Below are 18,090 nucleotides of genomic sequence, written 5' to 3' on the forward strand. Positions count from 1 at the left end.
GGATGGAACCGACTCTCAGCATCGAACGTCTGACGATCGACCTGCCCGAAGGCGCGGACCGGCCCCACGCCATCCGCGATGTATCGCTCGCGCTCTATCCCGGCCGCACTTTGTGCATCGTCGGCGAATCCGGCTCGGGCAAGTCAATGTCGGCCAATGCCGTCATGGGGCTTCTGCCCCGTGGCGTGACCGTGGGCGCAGGCCGCATCCTGTTTCAGGGCCGCGACATCACCGGCCTGACCGAGGCGCAGTTTCAGGCGCTTCGCGGCGCCGGCATCGCCATGATCTTTCAGGAGCCGATGACGGCGCTCAATCCGCTGATGCGGATCGGCGCCCAGATCGCCGAGGTGTTCGAGGCGCATGGCCAGCTCACGCCTTCCGCGCGCGGGGAGCGTGCTCTTCAACTGCTGCGGGAGGTCGGCATTCCCGATCCTGAGCGCGCGCAGCACGCCTATCCTTTCCAGCTCTCCGGCGGGCAGCGTCAGCGCGTGGTGATCGCGATGGCCCTGGCGCTGGAGCCGAAGGTTCTGATCGCGGACGAACCCACCACGGCGCTGGACGTGACGACGCAGGCGCAGATCCTGAAGCTGATCAAGGAACTGCAGGTACGGCACGGGATGGCCGTGATGTTCGTGACGCACGACTTCGGTGTGGTCGCCGAAATCGCCGACGATGTGGCGGTGATCGAACTGGGCGAGCTGGTGGAGCAGGGGCCGGCTTCTAAGGTGCTGGTCAACCCCGATCATCCGTATACGCGGCGCCTGATCGACGCGATTCCGAAGGTCGAGTTTCACCCCTCTGGCACGCGGGAGGTGCCGCTGCTGCGCGTGCGCAATCTTGTCAAGGCGTTTCATATCGGGGAGCGCGTGGTCAAGGCCAGCGACGACGTGTCCATCGACGTGATGCGCGGCGAGACTCTGGGCATCGTTGGCGAATCCGGCTCGGGTAAATCGACGCTCGGTCGCGCCATCGTGCAGTTGATGCAGCCCGACAGCGGCACCATCGAAATGGACGGGAAGGACATCTCGCACCTGCGCGGCGCGGCGCTGAAGGCGCACCGCAAACGCATCCAGATGATCTTTCAGGATCCCTACGCCTCGCTGAACCCCCGCGCGCGCATCGGCCGCATCCTGACGGAAGGCCAGATGGCCCACGGTGTGAAGCGTGAGGCCGCCCAGGCCCGCGCGCGCGAACTGCTGAAGCTGGTGGGGCTCAGGGAAAGCGCGATGGACCGCTTCCCCCACGAGTTCTCCGGCGGGCAGAGGCAGCGCATCGGCATTGCCCGTGCGCTGGCGCTCGAACCCGAGGTCGTCGTTGCCGACGAGGCCGTGTCGGCGCTGGACGTGTCGGTGCAGGCCCAGGTTCTTGATCTGCTTGAGGATCTCAAGCAGAGGCTGGGGCTGACCATGATCTTCATCACCCACGATCTGCGCGTCGCGGGCAAGATTTGCGACCGTATCGTCGTGATGCAAAAGGGCAGGATCGTCGAGATCGGACGGGTCGAGCAGGTCTTTCTCTCTCCACGCGCGGAATATACCCGCAACCTGCTGGAGGCCGCACCCGGGCTGGAGCTGGAGGGGCTTGCATGACCGATCTCACCGAACGGCTCGCGGAGCCGTATCCCGTTCTGGACACGGATATTGCGCCGCGCCCGCGCGCCGGAATCGCTGCGCCGGCGCAGCAAATGAACGGAACCTTTTTGGCAGAGCACGGCGTGGGCCTGTCCAGGCTGGCGCCCGTGGCGCGCCACAAGGATCCGGCGGCGCTCGATGTGATGCGCGCCATCAAGGCCGCGTCGGACCCGAAAGGCATCCTCAATCCGGGCAAGACGTTGTCCGCAATCCCGACGGAGGCAGGGGAATGAAGGCCGTTTTTGATGAACGCCAGCGGCAGCACGATCCTCAGTTCAGACTGCAGGACGGCAAGGTTATCGTGAACCCGGATCGTCCCGAGCGTGTGGGCGAACTGTTGAAGGGGGTCGGGAAAGCCGGCCTCGTGCTGACGGAAGCTGCCGATCACGGCATGGCACCGCTGGCGGCCCTGCATACGCCGCGTTATCTGGACTATCTGCGGAACATTCACGCGCGCCGCTCGGCCCTGGCCGCGGGACTGGCCGAAGTCGTGCCCGGCCGCATCGCGCCCGATCGGAATGTGCATTACTCCTACGAGACAGAGGCGCAGATCGGCTATCACAATGCGGACACCTCGTGCCCCATATCGGCCGCGAGCTGGGACGCGATCTACTGGTCGGCCCAGACCGCGCTCACCGGCGCCGATCTGGTCCTCGCCGGGGAGCGGGCAGCCTACGCCCTGTCACGCCCCTCGGGCCACCACGCCTATCGCGAGGTCTCCGGCGGGTTCTGCTTTCTCAACAACTCGGGAATAGCGGCGGAATACCTGCGTTCGAAAGGCCACCGGCCGGCCATTCTTGACATCGACGTGCACCACGGCAACGGCACGCAGGGCATCTTCTACGATCGTGACGATGTGCTGACGATCTCGCTGCACGCCGATCCCGCCGAGTTCTATCCCTTCTATTCGGGCGGCGCGCAGGAATGCGGCGCGGGGCGCGGCGTCGGCTACAACCTCAACCTGCCGCTGGCGCGCGGGGCGGGGGACGAGGCGTATCTGGCGGCGCTGGACCGGGCGCTCGGCCAGATCGCGGCTTTCGGTGCGTCGGCCGTGGTCGTGGCGCTCGGCCTGGACGCGCATGAGGACGATCCGTTCCAGGGGCTGAAGGTCACCGCCGCGGGTTTCTCGCGCATCGCGCGGCGGATCGCGGGCCTCGGCCTCCCGGTCCTGAACGTGCAGGAGGGCGGCTACATGCAGCCCGCGCTCGGGGACAATCTGGCGAGCTATCTGGGCGGCCTGCAAGGCGCCTGATCCCGCGCGCCGTCGCGGGAACCGCTGCGGCCCCGGCGGGCCGCCGATATGCGGCGCCTGCCGTGTATATGGTAATAATTATTTATTATCAAATGCATAGCAGGAACCTGTTTATCTTCAAGGGTCGTTGTCGGTTCAATTCGATCCATTCCGGCCCCGATATCAAGAGGCGTTCATGACAATTTCGGCAGAGACCCGTGTCGACCTGATGCGGTTTTGGAGCACGATCGAGCGCTCGGCGCAGATCGGCGTCGGCCGGCCGGGCGGTTTGTCGCGGCTGACGCTGGGAGATGCCGACCGCGACGTGCGCAACCAGTTCGTCGCCTGGTGCCGCGAGGCGGGCCTCGGCGTCGAGATCGACACGATGGGCAATATTTTCGGACGCCGCGCCGGGCAGGACGACACCTTGCCGCCGGTCATGATCGGCAGCCATCTCGATACCCAGATCAACGGGGGCCGCTTTGACGGAATCGCCGGTGTTCTGGCCGGGCTGGAGGTGGTCCGCACGCTCAACGACGCCGGGCATACGACCCGCCGGCCCATCGCGATCGTGGACTGGACGAACGAGGAAGGAGCGCGATTTTCGCCGCCGATGGTGGCCTCGGGCTGTTTCGTCGGCCGCTATGAAACGGCGTGGTGCCACGACCTGATCGCCGACGACGGCGCGCGCTTCGGGGACGAACTGGAGCGGATCGGCTACAAGGGCGACATTCCCTGCAAGGCGGGCGAGATCGACGCCTATTTCGAGCTGCACATCGAACAGGGGCCCATCCTCGATGCCGAGGGGCGCGAGGTCGGCGTGGTGACGGGCGGCTATCCCAGCTATGGCATGCGCGTGCGTTTCACGGGCGAAACGGCGCACACCGGGCCGACGCCGATGGATTTGCGCCATAACGCGCTGATTGCCGGGGCGCGGTTTCTGACGGCTGTGGACGACATCGGCTGGGAATTCGCCATCCTTGACGGCAAGGCCACCGGATCGCGCCTTGCCGCCTGGCCCAACAAGCCGGGAACGCTGTCCGAAACCGCGGAATGTGTGGCTGACGTGCGCCATCCCGATCCGGCCACCGCCCGCGTCATGGCGGAGAAGATGCGCCGGGCGGCGAGCGAGGCCGCGGCGAAGGCCGGCTGCGCGCTCCAGGTGGAGGACGAATGGTTCTGGGGCGGCGATATCTTCGATCCCGAACTGATCGGCCTGATTCGCAGCGAGGCCGTGCGCCAGAACTGCAATTGGCGCGACATCCAGTCCCAGGCCGGGCACGACGCCTATCATCTGGCGATGCACTGCCCCTCCGCGATGATCTTTACGCCCTGCAAGAACGGCATTACCCATAACAACAAGGAAGACTGCGACCCGGAGTCTTTCCGCGCCGGCCTGAACATGCTGTTGCACGCCGTCGTGAACAGGGCGGATCGTTGATGCGGTTGTACGATCATCACGCTGTCGAGGAGCGTCTGGACTGGCGGGGCCTGATCGAGACCCTGCGCGACGGTTTCGCCGGCGCCTCCGTCGAGGCGCCCGCACGTCAGGTCCTCACCATCGGGCAACCCGGCGGTCAGCAGGTCTCGCTGCTGATCATGCCCGCATGGCAAGCCGGTCGTGCGATCGGGGTCAAGGTTGTCACTTTCTTCCCCGGCAACGCGGCGGCGGGCAAGGCGACCATCAACGCAGGCTATCTGATGTTCGACGGAGTGGACGGCCGCTTCGTTTCCGCCATGGACGGCGATGCGCTGACGGCGCGGCGGACGGCGGCTGCCTCGGCGCTGGCGGCGGACTATCTGGCGCGGAAAGATGCACGCACGCTTCTGGTGATCGGCACCGGCCAGCTCGCCGCGGCGGTGGCGCAAGCCCACGCGACCGTGCGCGACTACAGCCGCATCATGATCTGGGGCCGCAGCCCGGAAAAAGCCGCCGCCGTCGCCGATTCGCTCGCGGAGCAGGGATTGCCGGCAAGGCTGTGCGCCGATATCGAGGCCGGCTGCCGCGCGGCTGATGTCGTCAGCTCGGTAACGGCCTCTACCCGGGCCTTCATCCGCGGCGAATGGCTGGCCGAAGGCAGCCATCTCGATCTGGTCGGCGCCTTCAAGGCGGACATGAGGGAGGCTGACGACCTCGCGCTCGTTCAGGCGCGGGTCTATGTCGACGGGCGCGCGGGCGCTGTCCTGTCGGGGGACCTGTCCCAACCCATCGCCGCGGGGGTGTTTCACGAATCGCGGATCGCGGGCGACCTGACCGAACTTGTGCAGGGCCGCGTTACCGGGCGCGAAAGCGTCGCGGAACGCACGCTCTTCAAATCCGTCGGCCTCTCACAGGAGGATCTGCTGGCCGGCATGCAGGTGGCTGGGCTGTAGAACGTCCGCTTTCCGTCCCGGCGCGTTCTCCGTTCCGGCGTCCGGCCGGCTACGTCATGTCGGGGTAAAGCTTCAGTAGCTCGTCGAGCAGCACGACGAAGTTCCGCTCCGGCACTGTCAGCTGGTCCGGGCCGCTGTAGACCAGAAACACGTCGGCACCCAACGAATGGTCGGCAAGCCGCAGGGGCCACAGGTGGCCTGCCTCGACCTCGTCCGCGACCGCAACCACGGGCAGGATGCCGATTCCGAGCCCGGCAATGATCATTCGCCTGATTTCCTGAAGGTTGTGGCTGGAGCCGCTGATGCGCCGTCCCAGCCCCAGCCCGTCCCGCAGCATGATCATCGGCTCAAGCCCCATCCCCTCGCTCGCGCAACTGAAGGTCACGAAGGGCTCCTGCGCCAGTTCTCGCGTATCGACCTGCTCGCGCCCGAAAAGCCGATGCTCGGCGCCGCAGAAGACGCCGAATTCCTCGCGGAACAGGTGGCGGCATTCGAGGTTGATCATCGGCTTGGTCAGCAGGCAGATGCCGATTCCAGCCTTGTCCTGGGTGATCTGACGCACCGTTTCCAGCGAGTTCCGCACGTCGATGCGCCAGACGATCGAGGGGTAGCGATGATGATAGAGCCGCAGTGCCTCGTCGAACAGCGGCGAGTGCAGGCCGCTGATGATGCTCAGCCGCAACTCGCCGAATTCCTCGTCGTTGCGGTCCTCCGCCAATAGCGAGATGCGATCCACGCCGCGCAGAATCTCGGCGCATTCCTGATAGATTCTCTCGCCGCGCAGGGTCAGCGCGAAATGCCGGCTGCCGCGAAACACGAGCTGGCAACCGAGTTGCTCCTCAAGCTTCTGCAGCGCCAGGCTGACTGAAGGCTGGCTCATCTGCAGCCGCTTGGCCGCGCGCGTTATGCCGCTCTCCTCCGCGATCACGCAGAAGATGCGCAACAAATTCCAGTTCAGCTCCGCCGTCGCCGGCCGTGACGACATATCGGCCCCTGTCGAAATATCCGCAGTGGGGAGAGGATGCATCCGTTTCGTCGATAAGCAATACCTATTCGCAGCCCAAAACGTGCGGGAAAGCCCGCCATGGGCAACGCCCGCAGCCCCTGTCAGCCGGTACTGCGGGAGCAGGGGGCGAGGTGCCCGCGAAACGGGCTCCGTTCATGGGAAACTCCGTCGCCGCCGTTGCGGCCACGGCCCGTCCGGGGGCTGCGCCTGCGCGGTGATCTGTTTCAACGTCTCGCCCGCCTTGAGACGGCGAAGAATATCGGTCTCGTCGCGTTGCATCTGCAGCGCGGTGTCAGCCAGTTGTCCGGCTTGCGCGGGATCGAGCACGACGACGCCGCTTTCGTCGGCCAGGATGATGTCGCCTTTGCCGACCCTGACGCCGCCGCAGGTGATGAGGCCGCCGACCTCGCCCGACAGGCGCCGGTTGCGTGTCGTGATCGGGGAGCGTCCGCGGCACCAGACCGGCAGGCCAAGCGCCAGCAGCGCGGCCCTGTCGGTGACGAAGCCGTCCACGACCACGCCGGCAACGCGGCGTTCATGGGCCGCCTGTGCCATCACCGCGCCGAAGCAGGCATGACGCAGGTCGCCGCAGCGGTCCACGACGATCACCTCGCCGGGCGCGGCAATGGACAGCGCCTCTATCAGCGCGGAATCGTCCTCGCCGGGAACGCGCACGGTCAGCGCGGGGCCGAAAATGCGCCGGCTTGGAAACAGCGCCTGAATCGACGGCGCCATGAAGCCGTGCTGCAAAAAATGCCCGAGAGTGGCAGTCTCTACATTCGACAAGTCCGGAATCATGGCGGACGTCTCGCTGCTGTTAGCCGGATAACGGCCCTGCTTCAGCGGGCAGCCGTGACAATGAACTCGACGCGGTATCCGGGCGCCGCGAGCCGCGCCTCGCCGCATGCGCGGGCGGGCGGGTTCTGCGGATCGATCCAGGCGTCATAGACGGCGTTCATGCTCTCGAAATCGGCGATGTCCGCCAGCCAGACGATGACCTGAAGAATGCGGGATTTATCGCTGCCGGCTTCGACAAGCAGGGCCTCGACGCTTGCAAGCGCCTGCCGGGTCTGCTCGGCAACCGTGTCGCCCGGCTCGCCGACCTGGCCGGCCAGCCAGACCGTGTCTCCGTGAATCACCGCCTCGCTCATGCGCGGGCCCGGGTGCAGCCTCTTTATCGTCATCGTCCTGCTCATCGTTGTTGATTCTGGCAGAAGGCAGTTTAGGTCCAACCTCCGGCTCCAGCCAGCATTAAGAAAACGGATAGTGTGATTTGAAGGATAGGCCAGGGCTATGGACCTGCCAGTCTCCGGAGATGGCCATGCCCGATGCATGACTGCGGAAATCTTGCGCTACGCCGTAGCGGGCTGGAGCTATCGCGCATCGCCGCTTCCTTTTCGGGACGTGCGGGAACCAGAAGGAAATCCCGCACGTGTGACGTCGAAGGCCGGGGCCGTTGGTATAAGCTCCCGGGGCGGTTTCAGAGATCGACGTCGTTCTCTGGCGTTTGCCCGGCGATTTCCTCAGCAGCGCGCTTGAGGATATCGGCGATGCGCTTCTGTTCTGCATCCGATGCGCCGATCCTTGCCGCGATCGCCGCCTTGAGCGCGCGGCGTGCCGCATTCAGCTCGGGCACGGCGTCCGGAATGTCGCGATCGCCGCGCATGCCGGGGCCTTCCGGCCGCTCGCCGCCGAACCAGGCGCGGGCTTCGGCGATCCGCGCGCCGATCCGTTTCAGATGAGCGACGAGGGCGGTGACCGCCTCGCGGTTCTCTTCGAGATGGGCTCGCCCGGCGTCGGTGATCGCATAGACCTTCTTGTTGCCCTCCGTCGTCGCTGCCGCCTGGCCCGCCTCGTCGAGAAAGGTCAGGGTGGGGTAGACGACGCCCGGGCTCGGCGTGTAGGCGCCGCTCGTCAGCTCCTCGATCGCCCGGATGACGTCGTAGCCGTGGCGCGGCTGCTGCTCAAGCAGGGACAGCACGATCAGGCGGAGATCGCCGTCGCCGACCATGCGGCCGACGCGGAACGGATCGTCACCGCGCCCGCCGCGCGGGCCGCGGCCGAACGGGCCGAAGCCGCCCCTGCCGCCGTGCGGGCCCATGAATGCGAAGCCGCCGCCGCCGCAAGGGCGTTGGCGTTGTTCGGAATGATGAAAATGACCCATAGTGGCCTCCAGTGTTCTTGCGATATATCGTAAGTAGCAAACTGGGGTATCGGTTTCAAGATATATCTTACGTTATATCTCGTGAAGGAGGCGAGCGGAGTTGGCGGCAGCGGATGTTGCGAGGGTGAAGGTTCCATCCCGATCCGTGCCGTCCGCATTCCTCCGGACATCGTCACGCGGCCTGCGTGCCGGCGGCAAGTAGTCGACGGCGTCTACCGCGTATTGTTTTCTTATGTAATCGATTGTAAAAACTATATATTATTCTTATAATAATTAAAATATGCATTGAATACTTTGTTAAATTATGTGTTGTTTGTGCACTATTTGATGCCTGTTTACGATGATAGATTTCGCGCGGAATCACATTGGAGAAGGTGCAGATGCGCAATTTATCGGGATCGACGCCGATCTTGCGGGCAGGCAGGCGACTGCTGATCACCGCGAGTTTGCTGGCGATAGCCTCTCATGCCGCTGCGCAGCGGGCGAGCGGAGCGCAGTCCAACGGCGAGACGGCGGTTCTCGAGACCATCGTCGTGGAGGAGGCGAAGGAAACCGCCACCGGGCCTGTGAACGGGTATATCGCTCGCCGCTCGGCCACCGCCACCAAGACCGATACGCCTCTCATCGAGACGCCGCGCTCCCTCAGCGTCATCCCTCGCCAGCAGATCGTCGATCAGGGTGCGCAGAGCGTCTCGCAGGCCCTGCGCTATTCCGCCGGCGTCGTTTCCGAAACGCGCCCCACCAACGGCCGCTACGACAGCGTGTTCCTGCGCGGTTTCGGCGGCGGCGGCACGCAGGCCGCCTACATCAACTATCTCGACGGGCTGAAGCTGCAGCGCGGCATCTCCTACGCCATTCCCTCCGTCGAGGTCTACGGGCTGGAGCGCATCGAAATCCTGCGCGGGCCGGCCTCTGTGCTCTTCGGGCAGGTCAGCCCCGGCGGCATCGTCAATCAGGTCAGCAAGCGGCCGCAGTCAACACCGCACGGCGAAATCCAGTTGCAGGGCGGCACGTGGAACAAATTGCAGGGCGCCTTCGACATCGGCGGGCCGGTCGATCCCGACAAGAAGCTGCTCTATCGCATCGTCGGGCTCGGCCGGGCGGCGGATACGCAGGTCGACCACACGCGGGAAGAGCGCATCTACATCGCACCCTCGCTGACCTGGCAGCCGACGGCGGCGACCTCGTTCACCATCCTGTCGAGCTATCAGCGCGATCCGGAAACGGGGTTCTACGGCGGCCTGCCGGCTTCCGGCACGCGGCTGCCCAACCCGAACGGCAGAATTCCCACCTCGTTTTTTCCTGGCGATCCGGTTTTCGAGGGGTTCAGCCGCGACACCGCCCAGATCGGCTATGCATTCTCGCACCGCTTCGACGATACGTGGACCGTGCGCCAGAACGCGCGCTTCCAGCATATCGAGTCCAAGTTCAAGACATTGGCCGCGGCAGGCATCGCGGGTGACCTGCGCACCATTGTCCGCCGGCCGGGATACTCGCGCGAGCGTATGAACGGCTTTGTCGTCGATAACCAGGTCGAGGCGCGTTTCGAGACCGGTGCGCTGAGCCACACGGCGCTGGTCGGCCTCGACTATCAATACAGCTGGGCCAACCGCTCGCTCAATTCCGGCGGAACCGCCCCGTCTATCGATTTCACACGTCCCGTTTACTTCCAGCCGTTTACAGCGCCGGGGATTGCCTATACCGACCGCGAGCAGAACTTTGCAGGCCTCTACGCGCAGGATCAGATCCGGCTCGGCAAATGGGCGTTTCTGCTCGGCGTCCGGCAGGACTGGGTGGAGACGCGCCAGAACGCGCAGGCGAGCCCCGGCAGTTCCGTCTTCAGGCGCACGAAGGAGACCGACGATGCCTTCAGCGGCAATGCCGGCGTCGTCTATCTGTTTGATAACGGCCTTGCCCCCTATGCGAGTTTCTCGACCTCGTTCGAGCCCGTCAGCGGCACGGATTACTATGGCAATACCTTCGATCCCTCCGAAGGCGAGCAATACGAAATCGGCCTGAAATACCAGCCGGCCGGTTTCAACAGCTCCGTTCAGGTCTCGGCCTTCAACCTGACGCAGACCAACGTGCTGACGAGCGATCCTGTCAATGCCAACTTCAGTGTGCAGACCGGCGAAATCCGCTCGCGGGGCGTCGAGGTGGAGGCGCGCGTCAACCTGCTCGACGGGCTCGACGTGATCGGCGCCTATACTTTCATCGACGCCAAGGTCACCAAGGATAACAACGTCAATACGCTGGGGCGCACGCCGGTGGGCGTGCCCAGGCACACGGCCTCGCTGTGGGGGCATTATACCTTCTCGGAAGGCGCGCTGCGCGGGCTGTCGCTCGGCGCGGGCGTGCGCTACGTCGGCGTGACGCCGGGCGACAGCACGGGGTGGTTTACCGTGGCCGGCTTCCCGCCCGTGCGCGCCACCGTGCCCGCCTATACGCTTGTCGATGCCGTGCTGTCTTACGACCTCGGTGCGCGGTTCGGGGAACTGAAGGGCTTCAACGTCGCCGTTAACGCCAACAACCTGTTCGACAAGGAATATGTGTCGGGCTGCTATGCCGTGAACAACGGCTGCGTCTACGGCCCCCGCCGTACCATCACCGGCACGCTCTCCTACCGCTGGTAGAGTCACACCGTGCGGTGCTTGAGCAAAACCCGCGCGAGCGGCCGGAGGCCGGGAGCGCCGGCATCCGGCGGCGCGCCTGCTCACGGGGCGGAGCCGAGCACCGGGCGGGGCTTCGACAATATGTAACGCCCGATATGCATCATGGGAGAAAAACATGAAACGATGGCTTCAAATCACCCCCATTCTCGCGGCCATGGCCGGTGCCGCGGTCCCGGGTGGGGCGATCCTCTGGGCGCCGCATTCTTCCGCCGCGGCTTCCGAAACAGTGGCGGGGGCGGCTGTGAAGACACAAGAGATCCTGCGTCAGCCCGTCGCGTCCGACGTGGTGGAACTGGAATACGGCGCCGGGCAAAACGCGGTCTTCGTCGCCGCCCCCGACTGGAAGGACGAGGCCGGATCCCGGGTGCTGCGGCTCAACCCTGAAACCCTCGCCACAGAGGCGGAGATTGCGCTGCCGTCCAAGGGCTTCGGCGTGGCGCTGGATTCCGGAGCCGGCCGCCTCTACCTGACACAGCCGTTCAATGGCGCCATCGCGGTCGTGGATGCCAACCGAAACGCGCTGGAAACCCGCATTCCGCTGGTGGACAAGGCCAATCTGGAGAATCTGTACCGGGAGCGAGGCGCTTCCCCGAAGCAACTTGCATACGCGGCCGAGCAACTGAAAAAATACAAGATCGTCGAGGACTATCCCTACAGGTTGCGCGAGCTTGCGGTCGACCGCCACAACGGACGCCTCTTCGTGCCGGGCCTGGGTTTCGGCATCGACAGCGTCCTGTTCGTGGTCGACACGAAGGCGCAGAAGCTGGAAAAAACCATTCCCGGCTTCGGCTTCAACGCCGTCGGCATCGCGCTGGACGAGAAGAACAACCGCGTCTTCGTCTCCAACATGCAGGGCCAGTTGATCGTTGTCGACACCCAGAAGCTGGAGGTGATCGGAAAATACGAGATCGAGGCCGACCAGTTGCTCAATCTCGTCTACGATCCCGGGACGAACCGCCTGTTCGGCGTCGATCAGGGGATCGATCGTGACCAGGTGCGCAACGTGCAGCTCGGTGTGGAATACAAGCGCCGCAGCGCCGGAGACAGGCTCTTCGCGCTGGATCCCGACACCGGCAAGACGCTCGCCGAAGTGCCCGCCGGCCCGGACCCGATCAGCCTGCGCCTGGATGCCGGGCGGAAGCGTCTCTACGTGACCAACCGCGGCGGCGTGCGTGTCGATGAAGGCAAGGGCACCTTGGGCGTTTACGACGCCAACACCTATGCGCTGTTGCAGACGATTGATCTGCCGCCGCATCCCAACAGCCTCACGCTGGGCGAGAACGGCGACATCCTCTACGTTACGGTCAAGAACGACGGCAATGGCAAGAAAGCGGGCAAGCAGGAAAGCGTGGTGCGGATCGACCTTAGGTGAAGTGGGTCGAAGCGGCGCGACCCCGTCAATGCGGCGGTTGTCGAGCGACGGGGTCGCCGTCCGGCGCCGGTCGGTCGTCGCCGGTTTTCTTCTGTTCCCGCGTCCAGGAGGACAGTACCAGCTTGATGAATGCCTGCCCCTCGGGCACCAGATGGCATCTTCCCTTGTCCAGCGCCCATTCCCCGACGAGGCCGGAGACGGCGGCGTTCAGCGTTACGGCAGCTGTCTGGGGGGACCAGGGAGGCGGCAGGCCGACGTCACGCTCGACGAGCTGGAAAATCTGGGCGAAGTGCTTGACCATCTCCTCGCGGAACGTCGAACCGCCTTCTTCTGCGTTGTCTGCCATGACGATATCGAGGCGCATGATGCCGCGGATCATCCCCTGCTGGCGAGGGTCCGTCTGCAGCCGCTCGAACATCTCCGCGATAAGGTCGCCAAGTTTCGCGAGGGAGGCGGCATCGGGGCTCTCCGAAAGGGTCTGCGCGAGCTTCCGGAAAGGCTCCTGAGCCCTGTCCCGAAGGGCGGTGAGCAGCCCCTGCTTGTTCCTGAAGTGCCAGTGGACGGCGCCGCGCGTCACGCCGGCCGCCGCAGCTATTTCCTCAAGGCTGACCTTATCGAATCCCTTATCTAGGAATAAGCTCTCAGCTGCCTGGAGGATTTGACGTCCCGTCTCGGCCGCCTGCTCTTTTGTTCGTCTCATCACCTTGCCTTTATCGTCTGTTTATTCCGGCATACGGTACGTTTCTTATTATTGCAATAACCTCACTAGTTGACGGTACTCCCGGCCACGATAGTGTTGAACTCGGCACCCCTGCGCCTGTTGTCGACTGCCGGCGCGCAGAACTTGTGATTTTCCTTGCCGGGCTTGCCGTGACCGGCCTTGGAGATCCGTGGAGCCTCCGACCCGCGCCGAGCCCGTTTTATGGCAATGATCTGCTTCATGCTTTCCTCCCGCTCGCCGAGTTGATCCGGCAATCATGACGGCTGTTCCGCGTCCCCATGCGCCGGGTGAGCCGCAGGGTTTCTATCTAAACGTATTTACAAACGTAACGATTGTATATATAAATCGCGGAGAATGTCAGTCGAGGAACCTTCATGCGTAGATCCTTCCGCGGACTCGTGGCCGCCTGTTGCCTTATCGTGCTCGCCGCGCCAGCGCTGGCCCAGATGCCGGGCGGGGGAGGGCCGCCGGCGGTCGGCGTCGTGACGGTTCAGGAGACGGAACTGACCGAGACGACGGAGTTCAACGGCCGCATTGAGGCCACCGACCGGGTCAATCTCGTTGCCCGCGTCTCCGCTTTTCTTGAGGAGCAGTTGTTCGTCGAGGGCGCCGACGTGAAGAGTGGCGATCTTCTCTTCCGGCTGGAGCGACCGCCCTACGAGGCCGATATCGAGGCGAAAGAGGCGGCTGTCGCGCAGGCGCAAGCGCAGCTCGATAACGCCAATACCGCCTTCGACCGCGCGGACCAGCTGCGCAAGTCGGGTTCGGGATCGCAGAGCGCGCTGGACAATGCGCTCGCGGCGCAGAGAACCGCCGCCGCGCAGCTTCGCGCCGCCCGGGCGGCGCTGCGCGTGTCGCAGATCAACCTCGACTACACCGAGATCCACTCGCCGATCGACGGCCGCATCGGCCGCGTCTCCGCGACCGTCGGCAACGTGGTGTCGCCGACCACAGGCACGCTGGCGACGGTGGTCAGCCAGGATCCGATGCATGTCACGTTCCCCGTGCCCACGCGCCAGCTCGTCGAGCTGCAGCAGAGGCACGCGGCGGAAGGCGGTGTATCCAAGGGGCTGAGGCTCCGGCTGCGCCTGCCCGACGGGCGCGCCTACCATCTGGTCGGGACGCTCGATTTCGTGGATGTGAGCGTCGCCGCCGCCACCGACTCGATCACCTTGCGTGGATCGATCGCCAATCCGGCCGATGAGAACGGCCGGCGTGAGTTGTTCAACGACGAGTTCGTGCGTGTCATCCTGGAGTCCGTCACGGCGCAGAAGGTGCTGGCGATCCCCCGCGCGGCGGTGCTGACCGATCAGCAGGGCAACTTCGTCTATGTCGTTAACGCGGAGAAGGTTGCCGAGGTGCGGCGGGTCAGGATCGGGCAGTCGAGCGCCGGCACGGCAACCGTCGTCGACGGGCTCGTCGTCGGCGACACGATTGTTGTCGAGGGTGTCCAGCGCGTGCGGCCCGGGGCGCCGGTTACGCCCGAGCCGCTTCCCGCCCAACCGGCAACGGGAGGTTGACCGCGATGATCTCCGACGTCTTCATCGACCGGCCGCGGCTTGCCATCGTCATCGCCATCGTCATCACCATCGCCGGCGCCCTGGCGCTGACCAGCCTGCCGGTGTCGCAACTGCCGGATATCGTGCCGCCGCAAGTGTCCGTGTCCGCGAACTACCCGGGCGCCTCGGCGGAAGTGCTGGAGGCCACCGTCGCACAGCCGATCGAGTCGAAGGTCATCGGCGTCGACAAGGCGCTCTATATGAAGAGCACCAGCGGCAACGACGGCACCTATACGCTGACTGTCAGCTTTGCGCTCGGTACCGACGCGGACATCAACACGGTCAACGTCAACAACCGCGTGCAGACGGCGCTCTCGCAATTGCCCGCCGGGGTTCAGGCGCTCGGCGTCACGGTGCAGAAGAAGTCGTCCTCCATCCTGCAGTTCGTCACGCTGAGCAGTCCGGACGAGCGGTACGATCCGCTGTTCATGACGAACTACGCGACCATCAACGTTCTCGACGAGCTGGCGCGCACGCAGGGCGTAGGTTCGGCTTCGCTCTTCGGCCGCATGAACTATTCGATGCGTATCTGGTTCGATATCGAGCGTCTGTCGAGCCTCGGCATGGTGCCCTCGGACGTGATCACGGCCATCGCCGCCCAGAACGTGCAGGCGCCTGTCGGCCGCATCGGCGCGCGCCCGGTTCCGGACGACCAGCAGTTCCAGTTCAACGTGCAGACGCAGGGAAGACTCAGCACGCCGGAGGAGTTCGGCGACATCGTGCTGCGTGCCAATCCGGACGGTTCCGTCCTCAAGGTTCGGGATGTGGCGCGTGTGGAACTCGGGGCGCAGAACGAGGACTCGCTGAACCGGCTCAACGGCAAGCCGTCCGTCGCCATCGGCATCTATCTGTCGCCGGGCGCCAACGCGCTGAACGTTTCCAGCGCCGTGACGGCCAAGATCGAGCAGCTTCAGACCCGCATGCCGGAGGGGCTGAAGGCGCAGATCATGTATGACTCGACCACCTTCGTCTATGACACGATCGAGGCGGTCATCCATACACTGATCGAGGCCTTCGTCCTCGTCGCCGTCGTCGTGTTCGTCTTCCTCGGCAACATTCGGGCCACGCTGATCCCGATCATCGCCGTCCCGGTCTCCATCATCGGCACTTTCGCGGTGCTGCTGGTGCTCGGCTATTCCGCCAATACCGTTTCGCTTCTGGCGCTGGTGCTCGCCATCGGCATCGTCGTCGACGACGCCATCGTGGTGGTGGAGAACGTCGAGCGCGTGATGGAGGAGGAGCCGGACCTGTCGCCTGCGGATGCCACCAAGAAGGCCATGATACAGGTGACGGCGCCGATCATCGCCATCACGCTCGTCCTGCTCTCCGTCTTCGTGCCGATCGGCTTCATTCCGGGTATCTCCGGCGAGCTGTTCCGGCAATTCGCGGTGACGATCAGCGTCGCCATGCTCATCTCGGCGCTCAACGCGCTGACGCTGTCGCCGGCCCTGTGCGCCGTGTTCCTCCGCCACACGGGAGAGAAACGCGGCATCATGGGCTGGATCAGCCGGCGCATCGACGGGGTGCGCGACGGCTATGCCTGGATCGTGCGCAAGACGCTGCGCCTTTCCGTGCTGTCTCTCGTCATCGTGGGCGTTTGCGGTTTCAGCATCTTCAGCCTGTCGCAGATTACCCCGTCCGGCTTTTTGCCGGAGGAGGATCAGGGCGCGTTCTTCATCAACGTGCAACTGCCCGACGGCGCTTCGGTCGCCCGCACCAGCGAGACGGTGCGCCAGGTCGAGGAACTGGTGGGGGCGTTGCCCCAGGTCGAGAACGTCACCTCCGTCATCGGCTTTTCGCTACTCGACAGCTTCTCGGCCAGCAACAACGCCTTCATGATCGTCCAGCTGAAGCCGTTCGAGGACCGCACGGCGGCGACCGACAAGGTTCAGGTTATCATCGGCCAGGTGTTCGGCGGCGTGCAGCAGATCCGCTCGGCCATGATCCTGCCGTTCAACCTGCCGCCCGTCATCGGCCTGTCCACCAGCGGCGGCTTCGAGGCCATGGTGGAATCGCTGGAGGGCGCCGATCCGGCGACGATGGGCAGCATCGTGAACGCCGTCGTCGGCGCGGCCAACCAGGACCCGTCGCTGAGCCGCGTCTTCACGACCTATGCCGCGAACGCGCCCTCGCTCTATCTCGACATCGACCGCGAGAAGGCACAGGCGCTGGGCGTCGGCATCAACGACATCTTTTCTGCCCTGCAGACGACGCTCGGCGGGTCCTACGTCAACAACTTCAACCTGTTCGGGCGCACCTGGCAGGTGAACGTGCAGGGCGAGGTCGACAACCGCCGCGACATTCCCGCCCTGTGGAACATCTTCGTCCGCAGTGCGAGTGGCGACATGGTGCCGCTGCAGGCGATCGCGGAACTGAAGACCATCGTCGGCCCTGCCGTCATCACCCGCTACAACAACTATCGTGCCGTCACCATCAACGGCTCGCCGGCGCCCGGCGTGTCGTCAGGCAACGCCATGAATGCGTTCGAGGCCGTGACGGCAAAGGTGCTGCCGGCGGGCTACGCACTCGAATGGACGGGCACGTCCTATCAGGAGCGGCAGGCGGGCGGGCAGACGGTCGTCGTCCTCGCGCTGGCGCTGCTCTTCGCCTATCTCTTCCTCGTCGCCCTCTACGAGAGCTGGACCATCCCCGTTCCGGTGCTGCTCTCGGTCGTCGTGGCCGTGCTCGGCGCGTTCGGTGCGATCGTCGGCTGGGGCCTCACCCTCGATCTATACGGCCAGATCGGCCTCGTGGTCCTGATCGCGCTGGCGGCGAAGAATGGCATCCTCATCGTCGAGTTCGCCAAGGAGCGCCGGGAGAGCGGTCTTGGCATCCGCGAGGCGGCCGAACTGGGGGCGAAACTGCGTTTCCGCGCGGTGATGATGACCTCCTTCGCCTTCATTCTCGGCCTCGTACCGCTGGTCACGGCCAACGGCGCCTCGATGCTTGCGCGCCAGAACGTCAGCTCGCCCGTGTTCATGGGCATGATCGCGGCGAGCAGCTTGGGCATCATCCTGATCCCGATGCTCTATGTCACCTTCCAGACGGTCCGCGAGAAGGTCAAGGACCTGTTCGGAAAGGGGAAACATGCCGCTTCCTCCCCGACGCACCACGGGTGAGGGAGACGACGTCCGGCCGCACGCCCCCTCATCGTTGCCGGACGTCGGCGGGGCGCGCATCGCCTGCGGTGCGCGCCCCGGAATTCCTTTCTGTATGCGGGAGGATATCCTGACCGGGAGCACGGCCTTCAGGCGCGCGGCATGGCAGACACCCGCCGCCCGTTTTCAGGAAAGCTCAAGGGACTTGCCTTGCGAAAAGGAGCCATGTATGTGGTAATAGCGGATAAATGGATAGCCCGTTT

Annotated in this window: 15 protein-coding genes; 9 read left to right on the top strand and 6 right to left on the bottom strand. The window is 64.8% G+C overall.

Annotated elements, in window-relative coordinates:
• Nucleotides 1-2 precede the first annotated feature (2 nt).
• The 5 genes from ACFFJ7_RS00545 to lhpI all read left to right on the top strand — a co-directional run bounded on the left by ACFFJ7_RS00545 (nt 3) and on the right by lhpI (nt 5,235).
• Complete coding sequence (locus ACFFJ7_RS00545) at nt 3-1,589, top strand: ABC transporter ATP-binding protein (RefSeq protein WP_166953662.1); 1,587 nt, start codon at nt 3-5, stop codon at nt 1,587-1,589.
• A complete protein-coding gene (locus ACFFJ7_RS00550) occupies nt 1,586-1,864 on the top strand; it encodes an FAD-linked oxidase C-terminal domain-containing protein (RefSeq protein ID WP_377590216.1) in 279 nt (92 codons plus the stop codon). Before ACFFJ7_RS00545 ends, ACFFJ7_RS00550 begins: the two co-directional genes overlap by 4 nt.
• Nucleotides 1,861-2,883, top strand: coding sequence for a histone deacetylase family protein (locus ACFFJ7_RS00555; RefSeq protein WP_166953665.1), 1,023 nt, complete (start codon nt 1,861-1,863; stop codon nt 2,881-2,883). Before ACFFJ7_RS00550 ends, ACFFJ7_RS00555 begins: the two co-directional genes overlap by 4 nt.
• 175 nt (nt 2,884-3,058) lie before the next feature.
• A complete protein-coding gene (locus ACFFJ7_RS00560; protein WP_166953666.1) occupies nt 3,059-4,303 on the top strand; it encodes a Zn-dependent hydrolase in 1,245 nt (414 codons plus the stop codon).
• Nucleotides 4,303-5,235: a bifunctional Delta(1)-pyrroline-2-carboxylate/Delta(1)-piperideine-2-carboxylate reductase gene (lhpI, locus tag ACFFJ7_RS00565; RefSeq protein WP_377590219.1), complete on the top strand. Its 933-nt coding sequence runs from the start codon at nt 4,303-4,305 to the stop codon at nt 5,233-5,235. Before ACFFJ7_RS00560 ends, lhpI begins: the two co-directional genes overlap by 1 nt.
• Before the next feature lie 49 nt (nt 5,236-5,284).
• Here lhpI and ACFFJ7_RS00570 read toward each other — a convergent pair whose 3' ends face one another.
• From ACFFJ7_RS00570 to ACFFJ7_RS00585, 4 genes are all read right to left on the bottom strand, one after another.
• On the bottom strand, nt 5,285-6,220 hold the full coding sequence (locus ACFFJ7_RS00570) for a LysR family transcriptional regulator (protein WP_166953668.1): 936 nt from the start codon (nt 6,218-6,220) through the stop codon (nt 5,285-5,287).
• A 174-nt stretch (nt 6,221-6,394) separates the two neighbouring features.
• Nucleotides 6,395-7,027, bottom strand: a complete 633-nt coding sequence (locus ACFFJ7_RS00575) for an RraA family protein (protein ID WP_377590222.1) — start codon at nt 7,025-7,027, stop codon at nt 6,395-6,397.
• Between the two features lie 53 nt (nt 7,028-7,080).
• Nucleotides 7,081-7,425 (bottom strand): RidA family protein, encoded by a 345-nt coding sequence (locus tag ACFFJ7_RS00580; RefSeq protein ID WP_166953670.1) that lies wholly within the window; start codon nt 7,423-7,425, stop codon nt 7,081-7,083.
• Between the two features lie 296 nt (nt 7,426-7,721).
• Nucleotides 7,722-8,342: a PadR family transcriptional regulator gene (locus ACFFJ7_RS00585; protein ID WP_377590224.1), complete on the bottom strand. Its 621-nt coding sequence runs from the start codon at nt 8,340-8,342 to the stop codon at nt 7,722-7,724.
• Between the two features lie 443 nt (nt 8,343-8,785).
• Between ACFFJ7_RS00585 and ACFFJ7_RS00590 the strand changes: the two genes are divergently transcribed.
• Together ACFFJ7_RS00590 and ACFFJ7_RS00595 are read left to right on the top strand one after the other, a co-directional pair.
• Nucleotides 8,786-11,038 (top strand): TonB-dependent siderophore receptor, encoded by a 2,253-nt coding sequence (locus ACFFJ7_RS00590; protein WP_377590226.1) that lies wholly within the window; start codon nt 8,786-8,788, stop codon nt 11,036-11,038.
• 154 nt (nt 11,039-11,192) lie between these two features.
• Complete coding sequence (locus ACFFJ7_RS00595; RefSeq protein ID WP_377590228.1) at nt 11,193-12,449, top strand: YncE family protein; 1,257 nt, start codon at nt 11,193-11,195, stop codon at nt 12,447-12,449.
• Nucleotides 12,450-12,474: 25 nt separating this feature from the next.
• Here ACFFJ7_RS00595 and ACFFJ7_RS00600 read toward each other — a convergent pair whose 3' ends face one another.
• Both ACFFJ7_RS00600 and ACFFJ7_RS00605 read right to left on the bottom strand, forming a co-directional pair.
• Nucleotides 12,475-13,149, bottom strand: a complete 675-nt coding sequence (locus ACFFJ7_RS00600; RefSeq protein ID WP_166953672.1) for a TetR/AcrR family transcriptional regulator — start codon at nt 13,147-13,149, stop codon at nt 12,475-12,477.
• Nucleotides 13,150-13,214: 65 nt separating this feature from the next.
• Nucleotides 13,215-13,391, bottom strand: coding sequence for a hypothetical protein (locus tag ACFFJ7_RS00605; protein WP_377590231.1), 177 nt, complete (start codon nt 13,389-13,391; stop codon nt 13,215-13,217).
• 153 nt (nt 13,392-13,544) lie between these two features.
• Here ACFFJ7_RS00605 and ACFFJ7_RS00610 point away from each other — a divergent pair, with 153 nt between their 5' ends.
• Nucleotides 13,545-14,690 (top strand): efflux RND transporter periplasmic adaptor subunit, encoded by a 1,146-nt coding sequence (locus tag ACFFJ7_RS00610; protein ID WP_166953673.1) that lies wholly within the window; start codon nt 13,545-13,547, stop codon nt 14,688-14,690.
• Between the two features lie 5 nt (nt 14,691-14,695).
• Nucleotides 14,696-17,848, top strand: a complete 3,153-nt coding sequence (locus tag ACFFJ7_RS00615; protein WP_377590233.1) for an efflux RND transporter permease subunit — start codon at nt 14,696-14,698, stop codon at nt 17,846-17,848.
• The last annotated feature ends 242 nt before the right edge of the window (nt 17,849-18,090 follow it).

The organism is Pseudochelatococcus lubricantis, from assembly GCF_042432495.1.
GTDB classification, from domain to species: Bacteria; Pseudomonadota; Alphaproteobacteria; order Rhizobiales; family Beijerinckiaceae; genus Pseudochelatococcus; species Pseudochelatococcus lubricantis.